The 20,983-nt window shown below is 64.8% G+C and carries 16 protein-coding genes; 9 read left to right on the plus strand and 7 right to left on the minus strand.

Annotated elements, in window-relative coordinates; translation table 11 throughout:
• Positions 1–6: 6 nt before the first annotated feature.
• Positions 7–2,628 carry a GH92 family glycosyl hydrolase gene (locus ACGLYG10_RS00230; protein ID WP_170866415.1) on the minus strand — a complete coding sequence of 874 codons (2,622 nt, stop codon included), beginning with the start codon at positions 2,626–2,628 and terminating at the stop codon, positions 7–9.
• Positions 2,629–3,288: 660 nt separating this feature from the next.
• Between ACGLYG10_RS00230 and ACGLYG10_RS00240 the strand changes: the two genes are divergently transcribed.
• From ACGLYG10_RS00240 to ACGLYG10_RS00260, 5 genes are all read left to right on the plus strand, one after another.
• Complete coding sequence (locus ACGLYG10_RS00240) at positions 3,289–4,623, plus strand: extracellular solute-binding protein (RefSeq protein WP_073326985.1); 1,335 nt, start codon at positions 3,289–3,291, stop codon at positions 4,621–4,623.
• 104 nt (positions 4,624–4,727) lie between these two features.
• Positions 4,728–5,534 (plus strand): carbohydrate ABC transporter permease, encoded by an 807-nt coding sequence (locus tag ACGLYG10_RS00245; protein WP_211482950.1) that lies wholly within the window; start codon positions 4,728–4,730, stop codon positions 5,532–5,534.
• Positions 5,531–6,409 (plus strand): carbohydrate ABC transporter permease, encoded by an 879-nt coding sequence (locus tag ACGLYG10_RS00250; protein ID WP_073326988.1) that lies wholly within the window; start codon positions 5,531–5,533, stop codon positions 6,407–6,409. The genes ACGLYG10_RS00245 and ACGLYG10_RS00250 overlap by 4 nt, the downstream gene beginning before the upstream one ends.
• A gap of 109 nt (positions 6,410–6,518) precedes the next feature.
• Positions 6,519–7,838 (plus strand): chloride channel protein, encoded by a 1,320-nt coding sequence (locus ACGLYG10_RS00255; protein WP_432416218.1) that lies wholly within the window; start codon positions 6,519–6,521, stop codon positions 7,836–7,838.
• A gap of 16 nt (positions 7,839–7,854) precedes the next feature.
• Positions 7,855–8,634 carry a CPBP family intramembrane glutamic endopeptidase gene (locus ACGLYG10_RS00260; RefSeq protein WP_073326989.1) on the plus strand — a complete coding sequence of 260 codons (780 nt, stop codon included), beginning with the start codon at positions 7,855–7,857 and terminating at the stop codon, positions 8,632–8,634.
• A gap of 134 nt (positions 8,635–8,768) precedes the next feature.
• Here ACGLYG10_RS00260 and ACGLYG10_RS00265 read toward each other — a convergent pair whose 3' ends face one another.
• The 4 genes from ACGLYG10_RS00265 to ACGLYG10_RS00280 all read right to left on the minus strand — a co-directional run bounded on the left by ACGLYG10_RS00265 (position 8,769) and on the right by ACGLYG10_RS00280 (position 13,982).
• Entirely contained in the window at positions 8,769–10,610 is a 1,842-nt protein-coding gene (locus tag ACGLYG10_RS00265) for an alpha-glucosidase (protein ID WP_073326991.1), read from the minus strand.
• Between the two features lie 220 nt (positions 10,611–10,830).
• A complete protein-coding gene (locus ACGLYG10_RS00270; protein ID WP_083565229.1) occupies positions 10,831–11,751 on the minus strand; it encodes a carbohydrate ABC transporter permease in 921 nt (306 codons plus the stop codon).
• 6 nt (positions 11,752–11,757) lie between these two features.
• Complete coding sequence (locus ACGLYG10_RS00275; RefSeq protein ID WP_234416136.1) at positions 11,758–12,693, minus strand: carbohydrate ABC transporter permease; 936 nt, start codon at positions 12,691–12,693, stop codon at positions 11,758–11,760.
• Positions 12,694–12,713: 20 nt separating this feature from the next.
• Positions 12,714–13,982: an ABC transporter substrate-binding protein gene (locus ACGLYG10_RS00280; RefSeq protein WP_073326992.1), complete on the minus strand. Its 1,269-nt coding sequence runs from the start codon at positions 13,980–13,982 to the stop codon at positions 12,714–12,716.
• Positions 13,983–14,126: 144 nt separating this feature from the next.
• On the opposite strand from ACGLYG10_RS00280, the gene ACGLYG10_RS00285 reads away from it, so the two are divergent.
• The gene (locus tag ACGLYG10_RS00285; protein WP_073326994.1) at positions 14,127–15,287 is read left to right on the plus strand and encodes an ROK family transcriptional regulator; all 1,161 of its coding nucleotides are present in this window, start codon (positions 14,127–14,129) and stop codon (positions 15,285–15,287) included.
• A gap of 766 nt (positions 15,288–16,053) precedes the next feature.
• Here the strand turns inward: ACGLYG10_RS00285 and ACGLYG10_RS00290 are convergent.
• On the minus strand, positions 16,054–16,530 hold the full coding sequence (locus ACGLYG10_RS00290) for an HIT family protein (protein WP_073326995.1): 477 nt from the start codon (positions 16,528–16,530) through the stop codon (positions 16,054–16,056).
• A 97-nt stretch (positions 16,531–16,627) separates the two neighbouring features.
• Positions 16,628–17,641: a LacI family DNA-binding transcriptional regulator gene (locus ACGLYG10_RS00295; RefSeq protein ID WP_073326997.1), complete on the minus strand. Its 1,014-nt coding sequence runs from the start codon at positions 17,639–17,641 to the stop codon at positions 16,628–16,630.
• A 104-nt stretch (positions 17,642–17,745) separates the two neighbouring features.
• Here ACGLYG10_RS00295 and ACGLYG10_RS00300 point away from each other — a divergent pair, with 104 nt between their 5' ends.
• The 3 genes from ACGLYG10_RS00300 (at position 17,746) to ACGLYG10_RS00310 (ending at position 20,983) form a co-directional block, all read left to right on the plus strand.
• Positions 17,746–19,152 carry an ABC transporter substrate-binding protein gene (locus tag ACGLYG10_RS00300; protein WP_244542512.1) on the plus strand — a complete coding sequence of 469 codons (1,407 nt, stop codon included), beginning with the start codon at positions 17,746–17,748 and terminating at the stop codon, positions 19,150–19,152.
• Between the two features lie 80 nt (positions 19,153–19,232).
• Complete coding sequence (locus tag ACGLYG10_RS00305) at positions 19,233–20,165, plus strand: carbohydrate ABC transporter permease (RefSeq protein ID WP_083565231.1); 933 nt, start codon at positions 19,233–19,235, stop codon at positions 20,163–20,165.
• Positions 20,162–20,983: a carbohydrate ABC transporter permease gene (locus ACGLYG10_RS00310; protein WP_073327000.1), complete on the plus strand. Its 822-nt coding sequence runs from the start codon at positions 20,162–20,164 to the stop codon at positions 20,981–20,983. Before ACGLYG10_RS00305 ends, ACGLYG10_RS00310 begins: the two co-directional genes overlap by 4 nt.

The raw sequence follows: 20,983 nt of genomic DNA on the forward strand, positions 1-20,983 counted from the left end.
GAAGCGTCAAATGATTTCGAGTTGAGTCAGCCTGGCCCCGGTTGGGAATCGCAAGCTGACGGCCTCGACGTTATGTACCCCCGCCGGCGACGCAGGCAGCCCGATCACCCGCGTTTCCTCGGGCCAGCGAAATACCACCCGGCGTTTGACGGCCCCGGACCACGCCCCGTCTTCACGGACGGCTATTTCCACATCAACGCTGCCGGTTCCGGTTAGAGTGGCGACCCGTGCCACCTCAGGACGATCCAACTCCACCTCCAGTCGCGTGTCGGGCGGCAGCACGGTCTCGGTATCTGCAGAGTCGTCTACGAGAGCAACAGCCCCCGGCACTGTCGAACGCAGGTTCTCGGAGTGCGCCTTGTCCCGCTGATATTCGTGTTCGTCGCTGGTCATCGACAACCGGCGGTCGCCAAGCCCCCAACTGTGGGGTTGGGAGCAAACACGAACCAGGACATGCACGTCGGCGTGCAGTGTGGAGGCGTCTACTACCGGAGCAGTGAGTGGGTGTCCGTTGACCTCGACGCCTGCGATGTACTTGCCATCACCCTCTCGGGTTATTGACAGGACACTGCCGTCACGGCGCGTCCAGCGCACAGAGGCCAGCTGCGGCGGGGTGACAACAAACTTCCCCGAACCCACGTCGAGCGGGTACAACCCCATGGCCACAAGGAGCCACCAGGCACTGAACTCGCCGTTGTCCTCGTCTCCCGGCCACCCCTGCCCGATGCGTCCACCGTTGAATAGATAATCGAAAGCGTCAGTCAGGACCTCAGCGGCTCGATCGGGCCGATCGGAGTGCAGATACATGAAGGGCACATGGTGGGCAGGCTGATTCGAGACCGCGAACTGTCCCATGCCGATAGCCCGAGCCTCCGTCATCTCGTGGAGGATATGCCCGTAAGTCCCGCGTTGGGATACGGCCGCCTTCTCCGGATCTTGGAAGTAGTCATCAAGCTTTCTTCCCAGTGCGGCGGGCCCGCCCAGGGCGTTGGCCAGCCAGGCGGCGTCGTGAACCGGGGAGAAGGCCATTCCCCAGCCATTCGTTTCGGTGTATCCCCCGCCCCATTCACGAGGGTTGAAGTTCGCCGGGGCCACCTCCCACATACCGTCATCGCGGCGTTGACGGAGGAAACCGGAATCGGGATCGAAGAGGTTACGCCAACGCAGTGAGCGGTTGATGAAATAGAACGCCTCTGCGAGCAGATCTGAACGCGCTTCCCCATCGGCGCGGTCGGCGAGTCGGCTCGCCCACCGCCCGATCGCAGCGTCGTCGATCGCATTTTGGACCGTCCAGCTCAGAGCCTCTGGAGTGGAGGAGTCCACCCAATCGCGAAAGCGCGCCGTCCGATTGCCGGCTCGGCCGACCTCGGTATGAGCCGGCGGCGTCATGGCGTTGCGCAGTGCGGACAGGTAGGCCACGTCCTGGTCGAAGTCGACGCCGTGTACGGCGGCGTCGGCGAAGATCACATCGGAATCCGTACCCACCATGCAGTCGATGAACCCGGGAGCGACCCATCTCCCCATCCACTCGCCATCTCGAAACAGCTGCAGCATCCCGTTAAGCAGCTTCCCAGCGAGTCCCGGCATCAGCAGGTGGTAGGCGGGCCAACTAGTCCGGTAGGTATCCCAGTACCCGTTGTTGACGTACAGCTCGCCGGGGAGCACCCGGCAACCGGTGACCGTGTCGGTGTGTTCACGCTCAAGCGGCAAAGCTACTGCTGCGTGCGCAATACGGGGCACGCGCTCACTCCCGGTGTTCTCGTGGGCGACATTGGGGTAGCACAGGAGCCGGTACAGGCTTGTATAGGCAGTCTCGCGTTGCTCCTCCGTGGCCCCGGGCAACTCGAGCGCGCCAAGTGGCTCCGCCCAGGCGGAGTGAGCTGCTTGGCGCAGGTCCTCGAAAGCGCGCCCCTCGGACTCGAGACTGAGGTTGTGCCAGGCCTGCTCCACTGAAATGAACGAGGTGGCCAGGCGAACCTCGTGCGTGCCCGCCGGCAGGGGAACGTGCGCAGCTTGGCTACGTACGTGACCGTCATCCTCAAACGCCGGAATCACCTCGCCTCCGCCATTGATCTCGCCGACGAAGAACACGCGTGGTGGGCTGGGATGCGATGGACGAACAACGTTTCCAGGAGCCCAGCCATGCAGCAGAACCCCCGTATCGGTGACACTGGTGTGCAGGCGCCCGTCGAAGGCCTGGTCGACGGTGATCCCGCCGGCACACGGCAAACAGATGCGGACCGCCGCGGTGCGGGCAGTCGCTGTCATCTCCAGCTCGATGCCGCCGTCAAGGCGCACCCGATAGTAATCGGGATGGGTGATCTCCTCCTCATGGCTGAAACGTAGTGCCCGACGCTGCGGGTCCAACACCGGGGCGTGCACGTAGGGCATGATCTGCATGGAACCGCGGTCACCGATCCAGGGACTGGGCTGATGACTCAACGCGACGGCTTCTAGGCGTGGATTCGGATCCCCGTGCCAGCGATAGAGCCAGCGTCGGGTGCGGGCGTTGGTCACTGGAGTAACAAAGTTCATGCCGTGCGGCAGGCAGACCGCCGGCAGGGTGCTGCCACGGGAGAAACCACGACCTGTATGAGTTCCCCTGGTGGTACGCACGTAGTCGACCACGTCCCGAGCTCTACGCGTCTGCGTGGAAGAGTCCCCGCCCACTACACGCGCCTGTATCCAACCGGCACCATGGTCCGCGAACGAGATCAGCCTCACCGCGCTGAGCGGCGTTCCGGACGGAAGAGCGTCGAGCGGTACTCGCCAGAGATTCCACTGCTCGGGGATCAGCGTTGTGGCAGCCAAGTGCGCAGGACGCGGTGGGGGCACGGCAGTCAGATCGTGCCCGTTGTCGTCACACAGGTGCCGGAGTGCGCCCCGTCCATCGTCCGCACCCACACCCAGCAGGGTGGATGCCCTATCTGGCGCACCATCGTGCTGCAAGAGCAGCTGAGGGAACAGGGCTACCTCGAGAATCTCCCCCGCGACAGCAGGCCGATCGGGTAGGCCGATGCCGATCTCCCCGGGGCGAACAACCGTGTAAGCGCGCACTTCCCCCTCGAACAGCCCGCAACGCGGCGTTGAACTCGGCGGCGCACTCGGGCCACGGGACGCGGCGAAGCGGATGGCCTGTGGCGGCGCTGAGGGCGACATGGTGAAGTCTCTTTCCATCCGGGGGACATGCATGTACACTCATAGTACATCGTGGTACTACATCGCTGCACTACCTCGATGTACAAGGTGTCGTGACGCACCGTCGTTTGAGCTGCAAAGGAGCCTTAAATGTCGACACACTTCTTCCGCCCCTCACGTCGCGCCGTGCTCGCCTACGGCGGCTTCGCAACCGTGTCGGGCCTGCTGGCCGCCTGCGGATCATCGGGGGCGGGTTCATCAGGCGGCGGCTCCGATGCCAACAGCATCGAGATGTGGGCGCGTGGCGGCGCCACGACCGCCGATGCCTACGCCGAAATCGTCCCTGCGCTTGAGGAGGCAACCGGAGTCACCGTCAGTTTCTCGACGGTGGACAACTTCGGCCAGGAGCTTCAAAGCCGCGCCCAGTCCAAGAACCTGCCGGACCTGTGGATCAATGACGACGTACTGCTGGGCACCTACCAGCGTCAGGGCCTCCTCCGGGAGATCACCCTCGGCGACTACGCCGAGGCCTCCGGTATCGACGACGCCCGCTGGGCCGAGACTCAGATCGATGGCGGCGCCTACGCCGTGCCCTACTCCCGACAAACGATGGTCGACTGTTTCCGCTCCGACTGGCTGGAGACACTGGGCCTCTCGGTCCCAACCACCTGGGAGGAGTACGTGGCCTTTCTCGACGCAGCCGTCTCGGGGGACCCCGACGGTGACGGCTCGGCGAACACCTACGGCACCAACGTCGCCGGAACCGCCAAGAACGGCTACCTGGCCCGCTGGGCTATGAGCTATATCTGGCAGGGCGGCGGCTCGCTATGGACCGACAATGGCGACGGCACCTTCACCGTGGACACCACCTCTGAAGCTACAGTGTCAGCGATTCGCTGGATCCAGGATCTCTTCGCCGTCAGCGGGCGCGTCCAGCCAGGCGCCCTGACCGCCGACACCTCTGTATCCACCCCCTTCTTCGCCGAGGGCAAGGTCGGCCATACACTTACCGGCCCCTACCAATTCTCGGCAATGGACGAGGCACCCGGAAAAGACCTCTACGTCGTCGCCCCGGCGCCTGTCGGCCCACAGGGCGGCACAGTCCTTGCCGAGGGCGAGAACATCTATGTGTCTGCTGGCACCGAGAAGCTGGACGCCGTCAATAAGGTCATCTCCTGGTTCATTTCCGAGGAGGGCCAGACCACGTGCATGACCAACAGTAAGCAGCCGGTCGTGCGAGTTCCGGTCCGTTCCGATATGGATGCGGCCACGATCTACGACGACGAACGTTGGGGCGTCGTACAGGACAGCCTGGCGAACTCGTCCCAGGCCTTCCCCGCGGTTGCAGATGCTTCGGCAATCAAGCAGGTCATTGCCGAGTCACTCAACACCATCGTCGCCAGCCCGGAGCAGGATCCGGTGAACGAACTGGAGAACCTCAAGACCGAGTTGGAAGACGTCTTTGACGAGCTGGGGTTGCTGTGACGGCTCCAAGCGTTCATGCAAGCACACGTAGGAGACTGCCCACACCGAAGGCGACCACGGTCACCATGTGGCTCCTACTGGCGCCAGCGCTGCTGCTTGCCGTCATGTTCAAGTTCATCCCGCTGGCAGAAGGAATCTACTACAGCTTTCACAAGGTGACCCCCTACCTGGGCAATACCTGGGTGGGCCTGGACAACTATGTCAAGGTGCTCAGTTCCTCCGGGTTTACCGCCGCTCTGGGACACACCGTCATCCTCGCACTGGTGCAGACCACGGGAAGCGTCGTAGGCGGCCTGTTGCTCGCGCTCGTCCTAGAGGGATCCGGCATCGGCTTGTGGCTCACACGCACCGTTGTCGTCCTGCCGGTAGTGACCGCGACCGCCGTCATCGGTGAAATCTGGCGAATTATCTACTTCCCGGATCCGGGCGGCTTCCTCAACACCGTTCTGGGGTGGTTTCATCTCGGACCCTCCACCTTCCTGGACAGTCCGAGCACGGCGCTGATGTCAGTTGCCGCAGTGGGTATTTGGTCTGGAGCCCCGTACAACATGGTGATATTCCTCGCGGGCTTGGCGGGCATAGACAGGGACCTTTACGAGGCCGCCGCAGTCGATGGTGCCGGACGGTGGCGGCGCTTGTGGAGCATCGTTATTCCCAGCCTGCGCAGTTCGATGATCATCGTTCTGACGCTCGCTGCCATTCGTGCACTGGGTATCTTCACCGAGGTCTACGTGCTGACGGGCGGCGGCCCTGCCAATTCGACCACCACATGGATGACGCAGGTGTACACGCAGGGGTTCGACCGTAGCGACGTGGGTGTTGCCAGCGCCGCGTCCATTCTGCTGCTGGTCACGACGCTGACACTCACGATCATCGTACGTTGGCTGTCCGCGCGTAGGAGGGACTCATGAAACGCACTGATAAACCGGCTCTCAGCCGGTTCGACTCGGCGCTGGGCTGGACCAGGAGCCCAAGCTCCAGAGTGACCCGGGTGCTGATCGCGGCGGTGCTGCTGGCCGTCTTCGGCGTCCCGTTCCTCACGGTCATATCCAGTGCCTTCAGCCACACCTCTGATCCGACTCAACTCGCGGTGTTGCCTACGGACCCTACGTTGGACAACTTCCGCGCGGCCGGCGAATGGGACCTTTACACCTACCTACGCAACTCCCTGATCATCGCCGGCGGCGGACTGCTGCTCCAGATGACGGCGTCGGTACTCGCCGGCTATGCACTGTCACGGCGCAGGTTCCGCGGGCAGGCACTGGTAATGATGCTGTTCCTCATGACCATGATGTTGCCCGAGGAAGTGATCGCGGTCCCGTTGTCCATCGTGCTGGGTGATCTCCCGTTGCTGGGGATCAATCTCAAGGGCACCGTCTTCGCGATCATCCTGCCGGTGGGCATCTGGGGATTCTCAATCATGGTGATGACCGAGTTCATGCGGGACATCCCCGAGGAGATCTGCGAGGCAGCCAGGCTCGATGGGCTCAGCGAGATTGGTGTGCTGGGCAGGATCGTTCTGCCAATGTGCAAGCCCGCCCTGGGCGTCATCACCATCTTCGGATTCATTATGATCTGGAACCAGTATCTGCTTCCGCTAATCGCCTCCAACGGTCCAGGCTCATACACGATCACCGTTGCCATCGCCCTGCTACGGGATGATCCATCGGGGTCCACGGGCCTACTCGCGGCAGGATCGGTACTCGCACTAGTACCGAGTCTCATAGTGTATCTACTGCTGCAAAGCTCTCTGGTACGGGGAATCACCGCTGGGGCGGGGAAATAGGTGACGACGAACGGGGCCGGCCCATAGCGTTCACGCACCGAAAAGCTCCCCCTGGCGGCACATCCTCACCTACCGGCGGTCGTCGACCGCCGGTAGGTAGGGTCATCCGGTGACCTCAGGTGCTTCCTCACACTCGCCCGCCGTGCCGTCCCACACCTGCGCGCGCCTGCTGGCGGCCGCACTCGTCTCCGGCGTGGCGGCGGGCCTGATAGGCATCGCCATGGCCTTCCTGCTGGAGGGCTTCGAATGGCTCTTCTACGGGGTCGGCGAGGGCACGCTCCCCCAGCGCGTGCAGGCGGCCGCCGCCTGGAGGCGGATCGCCGCACCGGCTGTCGGCGGGCTGGCCGCCGGCGCCCTGTGGTGGTGGGAGCGATCCACCGGCGGCGTCGTCGGCGTGGAAGCGGCGGTCGGGGACGTCTCCGGCCGGACCGGCCGCCACATGGGTCTGCTGCGTCCCTTCGCCGACGGCGTGCTCCAGGTGCTCACGGTGGGCGCCGGCAACTCGGTGGGACGTGAGGGCGCGCCTCGTCTCATGGCCGGGGCCGTCGCCGCCCGAGTCTCCTCCCGCCTCGGCCTGCAGCCGCGCACAGCCCGCACCCTGGTGGCCGCGGCGGCCGGCGCGGGCCTGGCGGCCATGTACAACGCGCCCCTGGGCGGGGCCGCCTTCGCCGTCGAGATCACCATGCTGGCGGGGATGCGCCGGCGGGGCGTGTGGCTGGCCGTGCCGGTGAGTCTGCTGGCCACGGTGGTCTCCTGGCTGCACTCGGGCGGGCGGCCGACCTTTCAGGTAACCATGGGCGCGCCCGACACCGCGACACTGGTGGCGGCGTTGCCGGTGGCGGGGCTGGCAGCGCTGTTGGGTGTGGGCGCACGGTCGTTGTGGAGGCGGTTCAAGGATCACCGACTGCCGGACACCTGGGCGCTGCCACTGGGCATCGGGGCTGCCGGGCTGCTTACGGGGGCGGCCTCCCTGTGGCTGCCGGTGCTGCCCGGCAACGGCCGCGACGCCCTGGAGGCGGCACTGGTCTCCCCCGTCACCGCAGCCGCTCTGGCAAGCCTGCTCGGCGTCGTCGTACTCAAGCCGCTGTTGACCGGGCTCACGCTGGGGGCGGGCGCCACCGGCGGCCTGCTGGCTCCGTCCTTCGCCCTGGGCGGCAGTGCGGGCGCGGCGGTGGCGGTCGCCGCGAACCTGGCCGGCTGGCAGGTGAGCATTCCGGTGCTGGCACTCGTCGGCGCCGGCGCCGTGCTGTCGATCACGCAGCGAGCGCCCGTGTTCGGCACGGTGTTCGTGTGGGAGCTCGCCCGCGGGCCGCTTTGGGTGCTGGCCCTGATGGCGGTGGTCTCCGTATGCTGCTGGTGGCTGACCTCGCCTCTGGGGCTGGACAGACACATTCGACCTCGACGCCGGGGAGGCCCAGCAAGTTCCTGAACCGAGAGTCCTCGCCATGTCCACTCGCCCGCAAGCCACCTTCCTCCTACTGACCCTGCTCATCGCCGCCCCCGTGACGGCCATCCTCTTGGCGCTGAGCGGAGGCCCGTGGCGGTTGCTGCTCCTGGCGTTCTACCTGTGCGCGCTGTGCTACTGGCGTCTGGCGGAGCAGCGACCGTGGCGCGATCTCATGTACTCGGACGGGAGATCGAGAACGTGGGCCCTGCTCGCAGTCGGCGCCGCCGCACCGGTCATTGGTGGGCTCCTCCTGCGCGCGCAGGAGGAGCCCGGCTACGTAACAGCCGTAACCGCTGCCACACCGGCCCAGCTAGTGAGCGCTGTCGGCATGGCGGTGCTTGTCGGCTGCTGCCTGAATGCGATTCCCGAGGAGGTTGCCCTGCGCCGCGTCCTTCTGGATCCACTGCTCCGGCGCTGGGGCGCGCCGTTGGCCATATCCGCCACCGCCCTGGCGTTCGTGGCCTGGCACCTGCCCACCTGGCTGGATTCCGGGCTGACCGCATCGGCATACGCGGTCGAGGTTCCTGACAAGCTGGTCTTCGGTCTGGTAGCCGGCTGGTCGGTGGTACGACTGCGGTCCTTGTTCTTCGCCCTGGGTATGCACATGGGCTCGAACGCGGTCGGAGTGTTCCTCGACGCACTGGCTCCGCGGGAACAGTCCTGGGCCGCGCCCGATGCGCCCACCGTGCTCATCACCTCCGCCCAGCTGGCCGCGGCCGCACTGCTCGTGTGGTGGCTGAGTCGAACGCCGAACCCCGCCCACGGGAACGCCTCGTAAGCCCGCTTACTGTCCGAGTTCGGGACAAACGCCGCCGGTGAGACCCGGACCGAATCCAGAAACCGCATGATTCCAACGATCCCGAAAACGGAGATCGGCAAGACTGGATCGTTTGTCCCGGATTCGGACAGTTCTCAGATCCGACGGCGCAGAATCACGGAGTCCCAGCCGTCCAGGTCGGGCACGCCCAGGGCCGCATCGGCCGGCAGGGAGGCCATGAGCACGCGCTCGGCATCCTCCCACTCCCCCAGGTCCAGCCCCTCGGCCGCCAGTCGACCACGCAGGGCGGAACCGGGCCCGGTCTCCAGCCCGGCACGCGTGCACGAGGCGATCAGCAGGATCTGCTCACGTTCGCCGTCGGCCCCCACGTACTCGCGCAGCAACGTCCACGAGTCGGCGGCGTCGGCATCCAGGAGCCGGAAGGTACCCAGGGCGACGGCGTCGTCATGGTGGCGCAGGGCGATCAGCGCCCGGTAGTGCTCGAAGACGCTGCCGGGCACGCCCACCTGGGCGGCGGCGTTGATCTCCGTGTAGTTGGGGGCGACGTCGATCCAGGGGGTGGCGGCGGTGAAGCCGGCGTTTGCGGTCGCGTCCCACTGCACCGGGGTGCGGGCGTTGTCGCGGGAGTTGACGGCCAGGCCGGCCAGCAGGGCGGTCGGGTCGTCGCCGACGCCGGTGCGCTCGTGGAAGTAGTTGATGGACTCCAGGTCCCGGTAGGAGTCGATGCCGTGGAAGACGGTGTTGGTCTGGCCGAGTTCCTCCCCCTGGTAGACGTAGGGGGTGCCGCGGTGCAGGTGCAGGATGGAGGCGATGGTCTTCGCGCTCGTCTCCCGCCAGGCGGGGTCGTCGTCGCCGAAGCGGGAGACGGCGCGCGGCTGGTCGTGGTTGTCCCAGTAGTTGGAGTTCCAGCCGCGCTCGCGGGTGATGCGGCCGGTGGCGTCGACGTCGGGGGCGAGAGCGGCCTGCCAGCCGGCGAGGTTGCGCTTGAGGGCCACACGGTCCAACGGCTGCGGGTCGAATTTGCCGCCGGGGCCGTCGGTCAGGCCAACGTGCTCGAACTGGAAGACCATATCCACCTCGGCGCTCGCGGGATCGGTGAAGCGGGAGGCTTCGGCGGTGGTGACACCGGGGGTCTCGCCGACGGTGATGATGTGTCGGCTGCGCGGGGCGAAGACCGCCTGGTTCATCTCGTGCAGGAACTCGTGCACGCGCGGCCCGTTGGCGACCAGTGCCGCGCCGTCGCCGTACAGGGCGCCGTCCGGGCGGGGGCCGTCGGCGAGTGGGTAGGTCTTGGAGATCAGGTTGATGACATCCATGCGGAAGCCGTCCACCCCGCGGTCGAGCCAGCGCCCCATCATGTCGTAGACGGCGCGGCGCACCTGCGGGTTCTCCCAGTTCAGGTCGGGTTGCTTGGTGGAGAACAGGTGCAGGTAGAACTCCTGCGTGTCCTCATCCCACTGCCAGGCGGGGCCGGAGAAGAAGGATCCCCAGTTGGTGGGCTCGGTGCCCGGTTCCCCCGGCTGCCGGCCGGGGACCACCCGGGCGGGCCGCCAGATGTACCAGTCCCGCTTAGGGCTGTCCTTCGCACTGCGGGAGGCGGCGAACCAGGGGTGCTCGTCGGAGGTGTGGTTGACCACCAGATCCATCACCAGGCGCATGCCGCGCGCGTGTAGCCCCGCGATCAGGGCGTCGAGGTCCGCCAGCGAGCCGAACATCGGGTCGATGTCCTCGTAGTCGGAGATGTCGTAGCCGTTGTCGTCCTGCGGGGAGCGGTAGACGGGGCTGAGCCAGACGACGTCGACGCCGAGGGCGTCCAGGTGATCCAGGCGGGCGGTGATGCCGGGAATGTCGCCGTAGCCGTCACCGTCGGTGTCCTGGAAGGAGCGCGGGTAGATCTGGTAGACGACGGCGCGGCGCCACCAGTCGGCGTCGTCTCCGGCGTGATGGGCGCTGACAACGAACGACGGCTGGGTCATGGCGAAAACCTTCCGGGCTGGACAATATCGAGGCCCGGGGGCATGGGACGACGGCATCCCTCTGCCCCCGAGTACCGTCTTGACCGGTCCTAGCCGTTACTCGTACCGGTTAAGGTGTGTCACTGGTGCCGGTCTGGTGGTGTTGGAGCCAGCCTACGTCAAAGTGGTGGAGCGGTAAACCGTCCGGTCGAGGCGCGGCTGCCCCGACCGGACGGCCGACTCACTTCTGGCTACCGCGCATGACGCCGGAGATGACCCAGCGCTGAGCGATCACGTAGACGAGGAACATCGGGGCGATCGCCATCAGGTAGGAGGCGAAGGACACCGGATAGTTCGTGTTGAACTGTCCCTGGAAGACGTACTGGGCCAGCGGCAGGGTCGCCTTGGACTGGTCGGTCAGGATCACCAGTGGGAGCAGGAAGTCGTTCCAGGCCCACAGGCAGGTCAGGATCCCGACGGTGGCGTTCATGGGCGACAGCAGCGGGAAGATGATCCGCCAGAAGATAGTCCAGCGGCTGGCACCGTCCATGGCGGCCGCTTCCTCCAGCTCCTCCGGAATGGACTTGATGAAGGAGGTGTACATCAGGATGTTGAAGGCCAGACCGTAGACCACGTACAGCAGGATCAAGCCGGCCTCGTTGTCCAGGTGCAGCAGAGCGGTCTCCTTGACAACCGGCAGCATGATGATCGGGAACGGTACGAACAGGGCCGCCACGAAGTAGTAGTACAGGCGGCGGAACCAGGGGCGGTGCATGTTGCGGCCCAGCGCATAGGCGACCATGGAGTTGGACAGCAGCGTGAACACCGTGGCGCCGACGGTGATGATGGCGGAAGTCAGCACCCGCCGCGGGTAGGAGGTCATCTCCCAGGCGGTGGCGAAGTTGTCCAGGCTCCAGGACCGGGGCTGTGCCCAGCCGGAGGTGGCCAGTTCCTCGGGCGTCTTGAAGGCGGTGACCACGGTGAAGTAGAGGGGCACCAGCACGGTCAGGCTGAGCACGATCGCCAGCAGGGTGGTCCACCAGTTGGTGCGACCGAAGACGCCCTTGGAGCGTCTGCGAACCCGGTAGACCTCGGGATCGGCGGTGCCCAGGCGGCTCTCAGCGGAGCCGGAGTTGTCAATGTTGGCGGTTGTGGCGGTCATGGCGGATCAGACCCTTTCCTGGCTCTGGGTGAAGCGCAGCTGGGCGAAGGACAGCAGCACCACGATGAGGAAGTAGATGACGCCGTTCGCCGTCTGGTAGGCGTATTCGCCGCCCTGGAAGCCGTTCTTGAAGATGAGGTAGGAGATGGACTGCGTGGCGGTGCCCGGGCCGCCGGAGGTCAGGGCGACGATCTGGTCGAAGACGCCCAGGAAGTTCTTGAAGGAAAGCACCATGTTGATGCCCAGGTAGGGGATGATCAGCGGCAGGGTCATGGACCACAGCCGCCGCACCGGGCCGGCGCCGTCGATGGCGGAGGCCTCGTAGATCTCATCGGGCACGGTCTGCAGGCCGGCCAGGTAGATGATCGTGTTGTAGGCGACCGCCTGCCACACGCCGACGACGACGATCGCGAGCCAGGCCAGGTCCTCGTTGGCCAGCAGCGAGGTGCTCAGCCACTCCCAGCCCAGCGCCTGCCCGATCTGGGGCAGGTTGTTGGTGAACAGGTAGCTGAAGATGTAGGAGACCACCAGCACCGGCAGGATGTAGGGCACGAAGAACACGCCGCGGAAGAAGGTGCGGGCCTTCATCTTGGAGTTGAGGATGAGGGCTAGCCCCAGGGCGATGATGTTGGTCAGGATGGAGGCGACGATCGAGTACTTGAAGGTGAACAGGTACGAGCCCCAGATGATGTCATCGGAGAACAGGTTCTTGTAGTTGGTCAAGCCGACGAAGTGCCAGTCGCCGTAGCCCTTGAAGTTGGTGAAGGTGTAGAAGACGCCCGTCAGCAGCGGGATCGTCAGCAACACGGTGAAGACGAGGGCCGCGGGGACGAGCATCCAGATGAAGGCCGGGTCGACCTTCTTGGCCTTGTTGTCCTGAATCTTGTGGGATACGGCCTGCGAGTCGCCGGCCCGCGGCGCAGTGGCGGTTTGCGTGGTCATGGTGGTTCGGTCCTCCTGCCTCAGGCCGTCTCGTTAATGCGGCGGACGACCTTGTTCCACTGGGCGTCCAGCGTGGAGATCAGCTGGTCCAGGTCGCCGTTGAACAGGTACTGCTGTATGTAGGCGTTCAGGGTGATGGCCGGCGGGAAGTTGTGGTCGGAGTAGGTGGCCACGCGCCCGGCGTCGAAGTAGGGCTGGAGCCCCTCCAGGGCGGGATCCTGGGCGGATAGTGTCGTCAGGGTCGGGTAGGCGACCTGCTCGTCGCAGTAGGCGGTCATGTTCGCCTCATCCATCAGGTACTGGAAGAAGCGCAGGTTCTCCTCCAGGTGGGCCGGGTTCTCACCCATGGTCAGGGCCACGTCGACGCCGGAGACGACCTTGGTGTCGGCCGCGTCGTCGGCGGGAGCGGCGAAGGTCCCCAGGTTGATGTCCGGGTTGTAGGAGCGGATGGCGGGGATGGCGTAGGTGCCGTGCCAGTACATGGCCGCCTTGCCCTGCGCGAAGCCCTGGTTGCCGTCGTTGTAGCCCAGGGCGGCCTTGTCTGCGTTGCCGTACTGGATCGCCTGGTACATCTTCTCGAACACCGGGCTGAGCTCGGCGAAGGAGGTGCCCGAGTCGAGGTCGCGGCGCTGGTCGTACCAGGCGGCGACGCCGTCGGCGAGGAAGGAACCGGACAGGGAGTTAAAGGCGGGTGCGCCGGTCCAGTTGTCCTTGATGGCCCAGTAGAAGGGATCAATCCCCTGGGCGGTGAACTCGTCACAGATTTCGATGAGCTCGTCCCAGGTGGTCGGCGGCTCGAGGCCGGCGGCATCGAAGACGTCCCTGTTGTAGATGATGCCCGAGCCGTTGTCGGCGAAGGCGACGCCATTGGTCTGGCCCTCACCACCGGTGCCGAGCGTGTCCAGGATGGAGGCGATGGACGGGTTCACGCCGTCGAGCAGGTCGGTGCGGTTGAAGTCGTAGAAGATGCCCGTGTCGGCCAGGGCACCGTAGTTGTAGTCGCCGTTGATGGTGATCAGGTCCGGGGTGTCGCCCTTGACCAGGCGGGCGCGCAACGAGGTGATGTTGTCGGCCTGGAAGTTCTGAGTGACGACGATGTCCGGGTTGGCGGCATTGAAGTCCTCACAGATCTGATCGAACAGGGTGATGGCCTCGCTCTTGAACTGGAACAGCTCCAGGTGAACCTTGCCGTCTCCGGACGAGCAGCCGGCGAGCGTGCCGCCCGTGGCCGCGAGCGCCGCCGCCGTCGCCGTGCCGGCGAGGAAGGAGCGCCTGCTCAGTGCTCTCATGGGTACCTCCGTGCATCCTTGCTGAGGTTGGGGGGGGTGGGAATGCCACCGGTCGGCGGCAACACAGATTATTCTGCACCAGAAGAAACCCGTGCGCAAGCACACGGGCACAGGCGTCGACCCCGAGTCGGGCATGATGGAGTCATGGCCGACTCAAGCGCCCCGGCCGGGCCCGCATCGCTCTGGACCGCTCTCAGCGACACCCAGCGCGAGATCGTGCTGGCCCTACTGCGTTACGGGCGACTACTGCGCCCCGAGATCATGCGCATCGTCGGTATCTCCCCTGGCTCGGTCACCCGACTGACGACACCGCTGGTAGAGGCCGGACTTCTCACCACGCACACACTGCAGGTGGCCGACACCGGGCGGCCGCAGTCCCCGCTTGAGGTACGCGCCGACGCCGAGTCCGTGGTGGGGGTTGGCCTGTCAACGAACTTGCTGACCGCGGTCCTGACCGACCTGCGCCTGGGCCTTCTCGCCACTGTGCGCCGCCCGCTTACGGGCCACTCCCCCGCAGAGATCGTAACCGAGTTGGCCGCCGCGCTCACCGATCTCGCCGGCGCTGCCGCGGACGCCCCGCCGCCCTCCTGCCTGGGGATCAGCCTGGGCGGCACAGCGCGCGACGGGCGCACGGTGGACGAGGCCGTGTTCTACGGCTGGCACCGAGTGCCCCTGGCCGATTTCGTTGAGGCCCGGCTGGGCGTGCCGACCATTATCGGCAACGACCTGACCGCACTGACGCTGCGGGAGGCCTGGTTCGGAGTGGGACGGGAACACGGCCGCTTCAGCCTGCTCACGGTGGGTGCCGGCGTCGGCCATGGACTGGTAGTGGACGGCCAGGTCGTGACCAACGCCGACGCCGAGATGGGTCTACTGGGCATGGTGCCAGTGCCCGACGGCGCCCGGCCGGCCAGCGCCGCAGCGGCGATGGACTGCCTGACCAATGAGGCGATCGAACGCACCTGGGTGCAGCGCGGCCACGACTGGCTGGCGGCGGCGGACGTCGTCGAGCTGGCGACCGCTGGTGACGGCGACGCCGTGTCTCTATGCGCTTCCTACGCGCGCAGGCTGGGGCGCTTGCTGGGTATGGCCGCGGCGTTCACCCTGCCCGAGGTCGTGGTGGTTGCGGGCGAGCGCGCCGCCATCGCCACGCTCTTCGAGGACGAGGTGCAGCAGGGGATCGCCGCGGTGCGCCGTGCCAGCGCGACTCCGCTCGATGTGGTCGTGCGCGAGCACGACCGGCCCGAATGGGCCACCGGCGCTGCCGCCCTGGCCCTGCGCGCCCGAGTTCTGGGGCAGTTGTAAACGCGGCCGACCGCCCCAAAACGGGCCCTTCGTGTTTGGGGGGTGGTGGGCAAGAGCGTCTGCTACGCGGGTTAGACGTTAACAACGCTACTTAACGGTCTGCTGTATACCTCGGAGCCCTTCAGCAGACGGTTAACCGGCGTTGTTAACCCCGAAGTGGCGTTGCAGACGTCCCCGCTTCCGGGCATGGGTATGTCGGCAGCCGACTCGGACGCGGGATGCCGGCGGCTGACTCGAGCACGGCCGGCAGCCGACTCGAGCACGGCCGGCGGCCGATTCCGGCACGCCATGGTCAACGTGGATGCGGGCGACCTCAAACGGGCTTGTCTGTTTCGTGGGTGTGGGGGTGAGCGCTGCTGCCCTGGCATGTTGGGTGGTGGGTGTGGGCGCGCCCCCGGACGCCCCGCCGGAGGCGGAACGTCCAAATCCGGCACAAAGGCCGTCGACGACCGCAGGGGCCGAGTTTGAAACCGCATGATTCCAACGTTTTGCCTGCGGCTGCCGGCGACGTCAGAGTCGTTCATGCCGATCCTGGACACTTTGGGCCGCCACGCACGGCACTCGGCGCCGACGGCGGGCCGCGAGTGGGCAGGCCGCCCGCGCACCCGACGTCACGCCGGAATCCAACACCACACCACTGGGAGCTGGTTTGCGTCTACCCAGCGACGACGTCCCCGTCGGCCCGAAAACGACCACTACATCACAGCCCCGGCCCGAACCAAAACACCCGCAAACATGAAGAGCCCTGTAAGCGACGCCGCGTTCCTCAAACGGCGTCACGTAGCCGCAAGATCTCTTCCGTTAGGCGGCGCCGAAGTTCCCGATGAGCCTCACCTAGTGCGTATGCCGAACTGGTCCAGGACGACCGCGGATACAGCCACACCGGGTAGGGCCTGAGCTCGACCGACTCCCACTCATAACGAGGAAACACATGCGCGTGTAGGAAGGCGTCGGAGTTGCCGAGAATCTCGATGTTGACGCGACGGTACCCCGAGTCCATTTGTGAACAGACATTCTCAACCGCGCTGGCCACGAGGTCGACGTCGGCCAGGAAGGCGACTCGCCGCAGGCGAGGCAGGTCACTGAGCCGATCAACGCCAGGATGTCTAGTAATCGCGAGCGAATACCCCGGAAGGAACTGCGTATCGCCAATCACCGCGAAGGCCTCCTCCAACTCGGCAAGGACTGTCGGATTCGAACCGTCAATCGCGGAGCCCACTCGGTCAGCACGCCAGTCAGTCATTTTTCACTCTCCCACAGTCTGGCAGGCAACCCACGGTCTGACCGAAACACTCTCGGTCACAGCAGGCCAACTCCTATTATTCCCCCATGGGCACAGGTCAAATCGGGGCCGGCCCGAGCGTCCCGCCCTCCTGCCAGGCGACCGGTAGCACGGTTTGCCGTGGGGCGCCGGCGCCGTCGCGCAGCTCGTCCAGGAGATACGCAACCGCGGCGGTGGCCTTGTCGCGAATCGGCTGACGCACCGTCGTCAGCGGCGGGTCGGCGTAGCGCGCCAGGTCCAGGCCGTCGAAGCCGACCACGGAGACGTCGTCGGGCACCCGGCGCCCCGCCCGGCGCAGTCCCGCGGCAACGCCGAGGGCGAGCACGTCACCGGAGGCGAACACAGCGGTCACGGGAGACCTGCGCTCCGTCAGCCGCGCCGCCGCAGCGATCCCCTCATCGAAACCGACCTCGGTGAGCAGCACGTCCCGCCGCTCCACTCCACCGCCGTGGGCGGCGAGACCCTCACGCAGGCCGCGCAAGCGCTCGCGCACCACCCCGGGGATATCAGTCGTGGGGCCGACGAAAGCCACACGCCTATGCCCCACAGCCCCGAGCCGCTCGCCCACCATCCGCGCACCCCCGGCGTCGTCGATGTTGACGTAGGAGATACCGTCGCCGTCACGGTAGGAGTCGATGAACACCGCCGGCACACCGGAGCGCTCCAGGAACTCGCTGGGAGCCATACGGGTGGTGGCCATGACAATCGCGCCGGCGACATTCCATGAGCGCAGCTGGGCGACCGTGTCCTCCGCCTTGGAGGCGCCGCAAAGCATGAGGGCATAGCCCTCCGCCCGTGCCGCCTGCTCGCACACGCCCACGAACATCGACTCGTACGGGGACTCCAGTGCCGGTCGCCCCGGAACCGCCTCGTAAACCAGGGCGAGGATCCGCGAGGACGAGCCCGCCAGCGAGCGGGCCGCGGCGCTGGGCACGTACCCCAGGGCGGCGATGGCCTCCTGCACGCGGGCGATGGTCGGCTCCGAGACCTTGCCAGTGCGGCCGTTGATGACGTTGGACACCGTCATGGCGCTCACACCGGCGCGCGCCGCCACGTCTCGTAACGTCGACATGAACCACTCCTGCCTGCTAGCAACACCTTGACGGCCGTACTTCCCGTCGATACAGTGTATGACGTTTACCGGTAAACCTCAGCCCGGTACCGACGAAGGACTCCATGATGCACACCCCCTCCCCCAAGCCAATCTCTCGACGCGGTTTCATCGCCGCCGGAACCAGCGCTGCTCTGTTGACCACCCTGGCCGCCTGCGGCGGCGGGAATACAACCGCGACAGTCCAGGACACCCAGGCCGCAAAGGGCCTCGACATTCAGGGCGACCACCTGACATACGACCCGAATACTCTGGTCAACAACGGAGACCCCATCACTATCGAGTGGTGGCTATGGGACGGCGACGAAAAGTTCAAGGCATTTGCCGATGCCTACAGCAAGATCCACCCCAACGTAGAGATCAAGATCGTAAACCAGGCCTGGGACGATTATTGGACCAAGCTGCCTCTCGCCCTCCAGGGTGATGACGGACCAGCCTTGTTCAACATCCACAACTCCTACCATGAGAACGTCCTGCCCTACTGCGAGGCTTACGATATGGACCTGGACAGTCTCTCCCAGGACTTCGTCGGAGTCGACGGCCATGTAATAGACGACTCGGTTTACTACATCGACTACGGACTCATGACCGGCCTGATCTTCTACAACAAGGCCATGTGGGAGACCGCCGGCTTGACGGATGAAGATATTCCGACGACGTGGGACGAGTTCCGTGAGATAGCGAAGAAGCTCACCGTGCGTGACGGCAACTCGTTCCAACAGGCCGGATTCGACTTCAATGACAGCCTCTACCTCATGCTGTTGGGGAAGCACTACCAGTCAGGCTATAACCTGTTCGACGCTTCCGGAACTTCCGTCCAGGTCGACAACGAAGTGATGAAATCTGATTTCCAGTACTTCAAGGACCTGTACGACGTAGACCAGGTGGGATCACCGGACTTCGGCCCCAACGCGCAGGAAGCCTTTGGCCAGGGCCTATCCGCCATGCACTATTCGTGGGGACACCTTTACGGCACGATGGCTAACGACTACCCCGAGATCGAGTTCGGTACCTTCCAGTTCCCCGTCAACAACGCAGACGAGACCCCCTACGCATACGACCGCTACAACGGGGAATCCACTCCCGGCATCAACAAGAACGCCTCTGACGGCGCACGCGAGGTCGCGCAGGACTTCCTCAAGTTCTTCCTGACGAGTAACGATCTGCTCGTCGACCTCTGCCTCAACTACAGTCTCTTCCCCTCGTCGGTCGCGCTCGCTGACAACACCGAGATCAAGCAGCACCCCGTCACCAGCGCGCTCGGTTCGATCGACCGTTACGTGTGGCCCGGGCCTATGCCTGCCACCGTTGAAGACAACATGAAGATTGCCGTGTCCGACGTGCTTTACAACGGCGTCGGCATCCCCGAGGCCTTGACCACCGCAAAGGCGGCCATTGACGCTGACATCGCCAAGACCGACTTCAGCTCTGTCGAAGGTCTGTACGCCCACGCCGACGAGCTGGTCGGCTGACATCCACGGTGCACCCAGCCAGACGCCACCTAAAGGAGGACGGGTGGGCGGGGAGGGGGTCTCCCCGCCCACCTATCGTCATGAACCAACAAGTATTAGCGGCCGACTCATCGGCCCCGTCTCGCACCATCGCGCGGCACCGCCGCGCTTACAAGGGAGAAAGAACTCTCCGCAACAGCGTCGTCACCCTGATCGTCCTGTTCAACGCCGTTCTGCTCGTCTATCCGATAGGCAAGGCGCTCCTGGGATCCTTTCACCAATGGAACCCACTGAACGGAACCTATAAGTGGGTCGGCACGCAAAACTATGCCGACCTCTTTCGAGATCCGACTTTTTGGACCTCCCTCACCAATACCCTGTACTTCTCTGTCGTCGTAATCGTCCTGCGAGTCGGTCTCGGCCTCGCGCTCGCCTACGCCATTTGGTCGAAAGTGACTCGCCACAAGACCCTCTTCCGCACCATCTTCTACATGCCGACCGTCACTCCGATGGTAGCTATCGCCTACGTGTGGAAGATGATGTACAACCCTCAAATCGGCATTTTTCACAGCTTCCTCAACATTGACATCAACTGGTTGTACGACTCGCACTGGGCTTTGCCCGCGATCATGCTCATGACGGTGTGGAAGGACTTCGGTTATGCGGTTATCCTCTTTCTATCCGCACTGCACTCCCTGCCCGAGGACGCTCTTGAGGCCGCCAGCGTCGATGGAGCGAGTTCATGGAAGCGTTTCTGCCACATCATTTGGCCCCTACTGCGGCCGATGACAATATTCGTAGTCATCACCTCTCTCATAAGCTACGTGCAAGCCTACGTTCAAATCCTCATCATGACCCAGGGTGGGCCAGGAAAGTCCACGTTCCTCATTTCATACATCATCTTCGACGAGGCCTTCCAACAGTATGACTTCGGGTATGCGTCCGCGATTGCGTTCGTGCTTCTGGTTATCACCGCGGCACTCACTGCGGCGTCATTCGGCCTCAACTCACGGCGTTCAGGAGGCCAGCGATGACCAAGCGCGTCCAAACCATCGCCCTAGAAGCGGTCCTGCTCATTATCGGCGTCACGACGGTGTTCCCCTTCGTGTGGATGCTGTTTTCGGCCTTCAAGCCCAATTCGGAGATCCGCGCACTCAACCAGACGCTCCTCCCGCAGGAGTGGACACTCGACAACTTCCTTAACCTGCAGGACAAGTTCGACTTCATCCGCTTCTTCGCGAACTCGCTGGGCATTGCGCTTGTTGTCACCGGGGTAACCATATACACCAGTTGCCTGTGCGGCTTCGTGCTCGCTAAGTACCGGTTCCCCGGCCGTAACGCCATTTTCGGTTTCATCCTTGGCACGATGATGATCCCCTGGGCCGTGACCATCATCCCGCGTTACACCATGTTTGCCGCATGGGGCCTGCGCGACAACTATCTATCGCTGATCCTGCCGGCAGCGATGAGCGGCTTCGGCATTTTCATGATGCGGCAGTCGATGGATGACATACCTGATGCAGTACTCGAGGCAGCGCGCATAGACGGCGCCAGCGAGATCTACATCTTCCACCGCATAGTCCTGCCAATGAGCCGTAACCCGATCTCGGCGCTCGCGATCTTTCAGTTCCTGTGGGCATGGGAGGACTACCTGTGGCCATACCTCATGATTGACAATGAGAAGATGCAGGTTCTCGCGGTCGGCCTTACGACCTTCAACGGACGCTATGGCACCGACTACGGCGGCCTGTTCGCCGCCACTACAATTTCGGTCATCCCCGTTCTCGTGGTTTACCTTATCTTCCAGAAACGCTTCATCGCCGGCGCCGCCGCCGCGGCAGTAAAGGGCTGA

Origin of the sequence: Actinomyces glycerinitolerans (assembly GCF_900098745.1) — a bacterium.
Lineage (GTDB): Bacteria > Actinomycetota > Actinomycetes > Actinomycetales > Actinomycetaceae > Actinomyces > Actinomyces glycerinitolerans.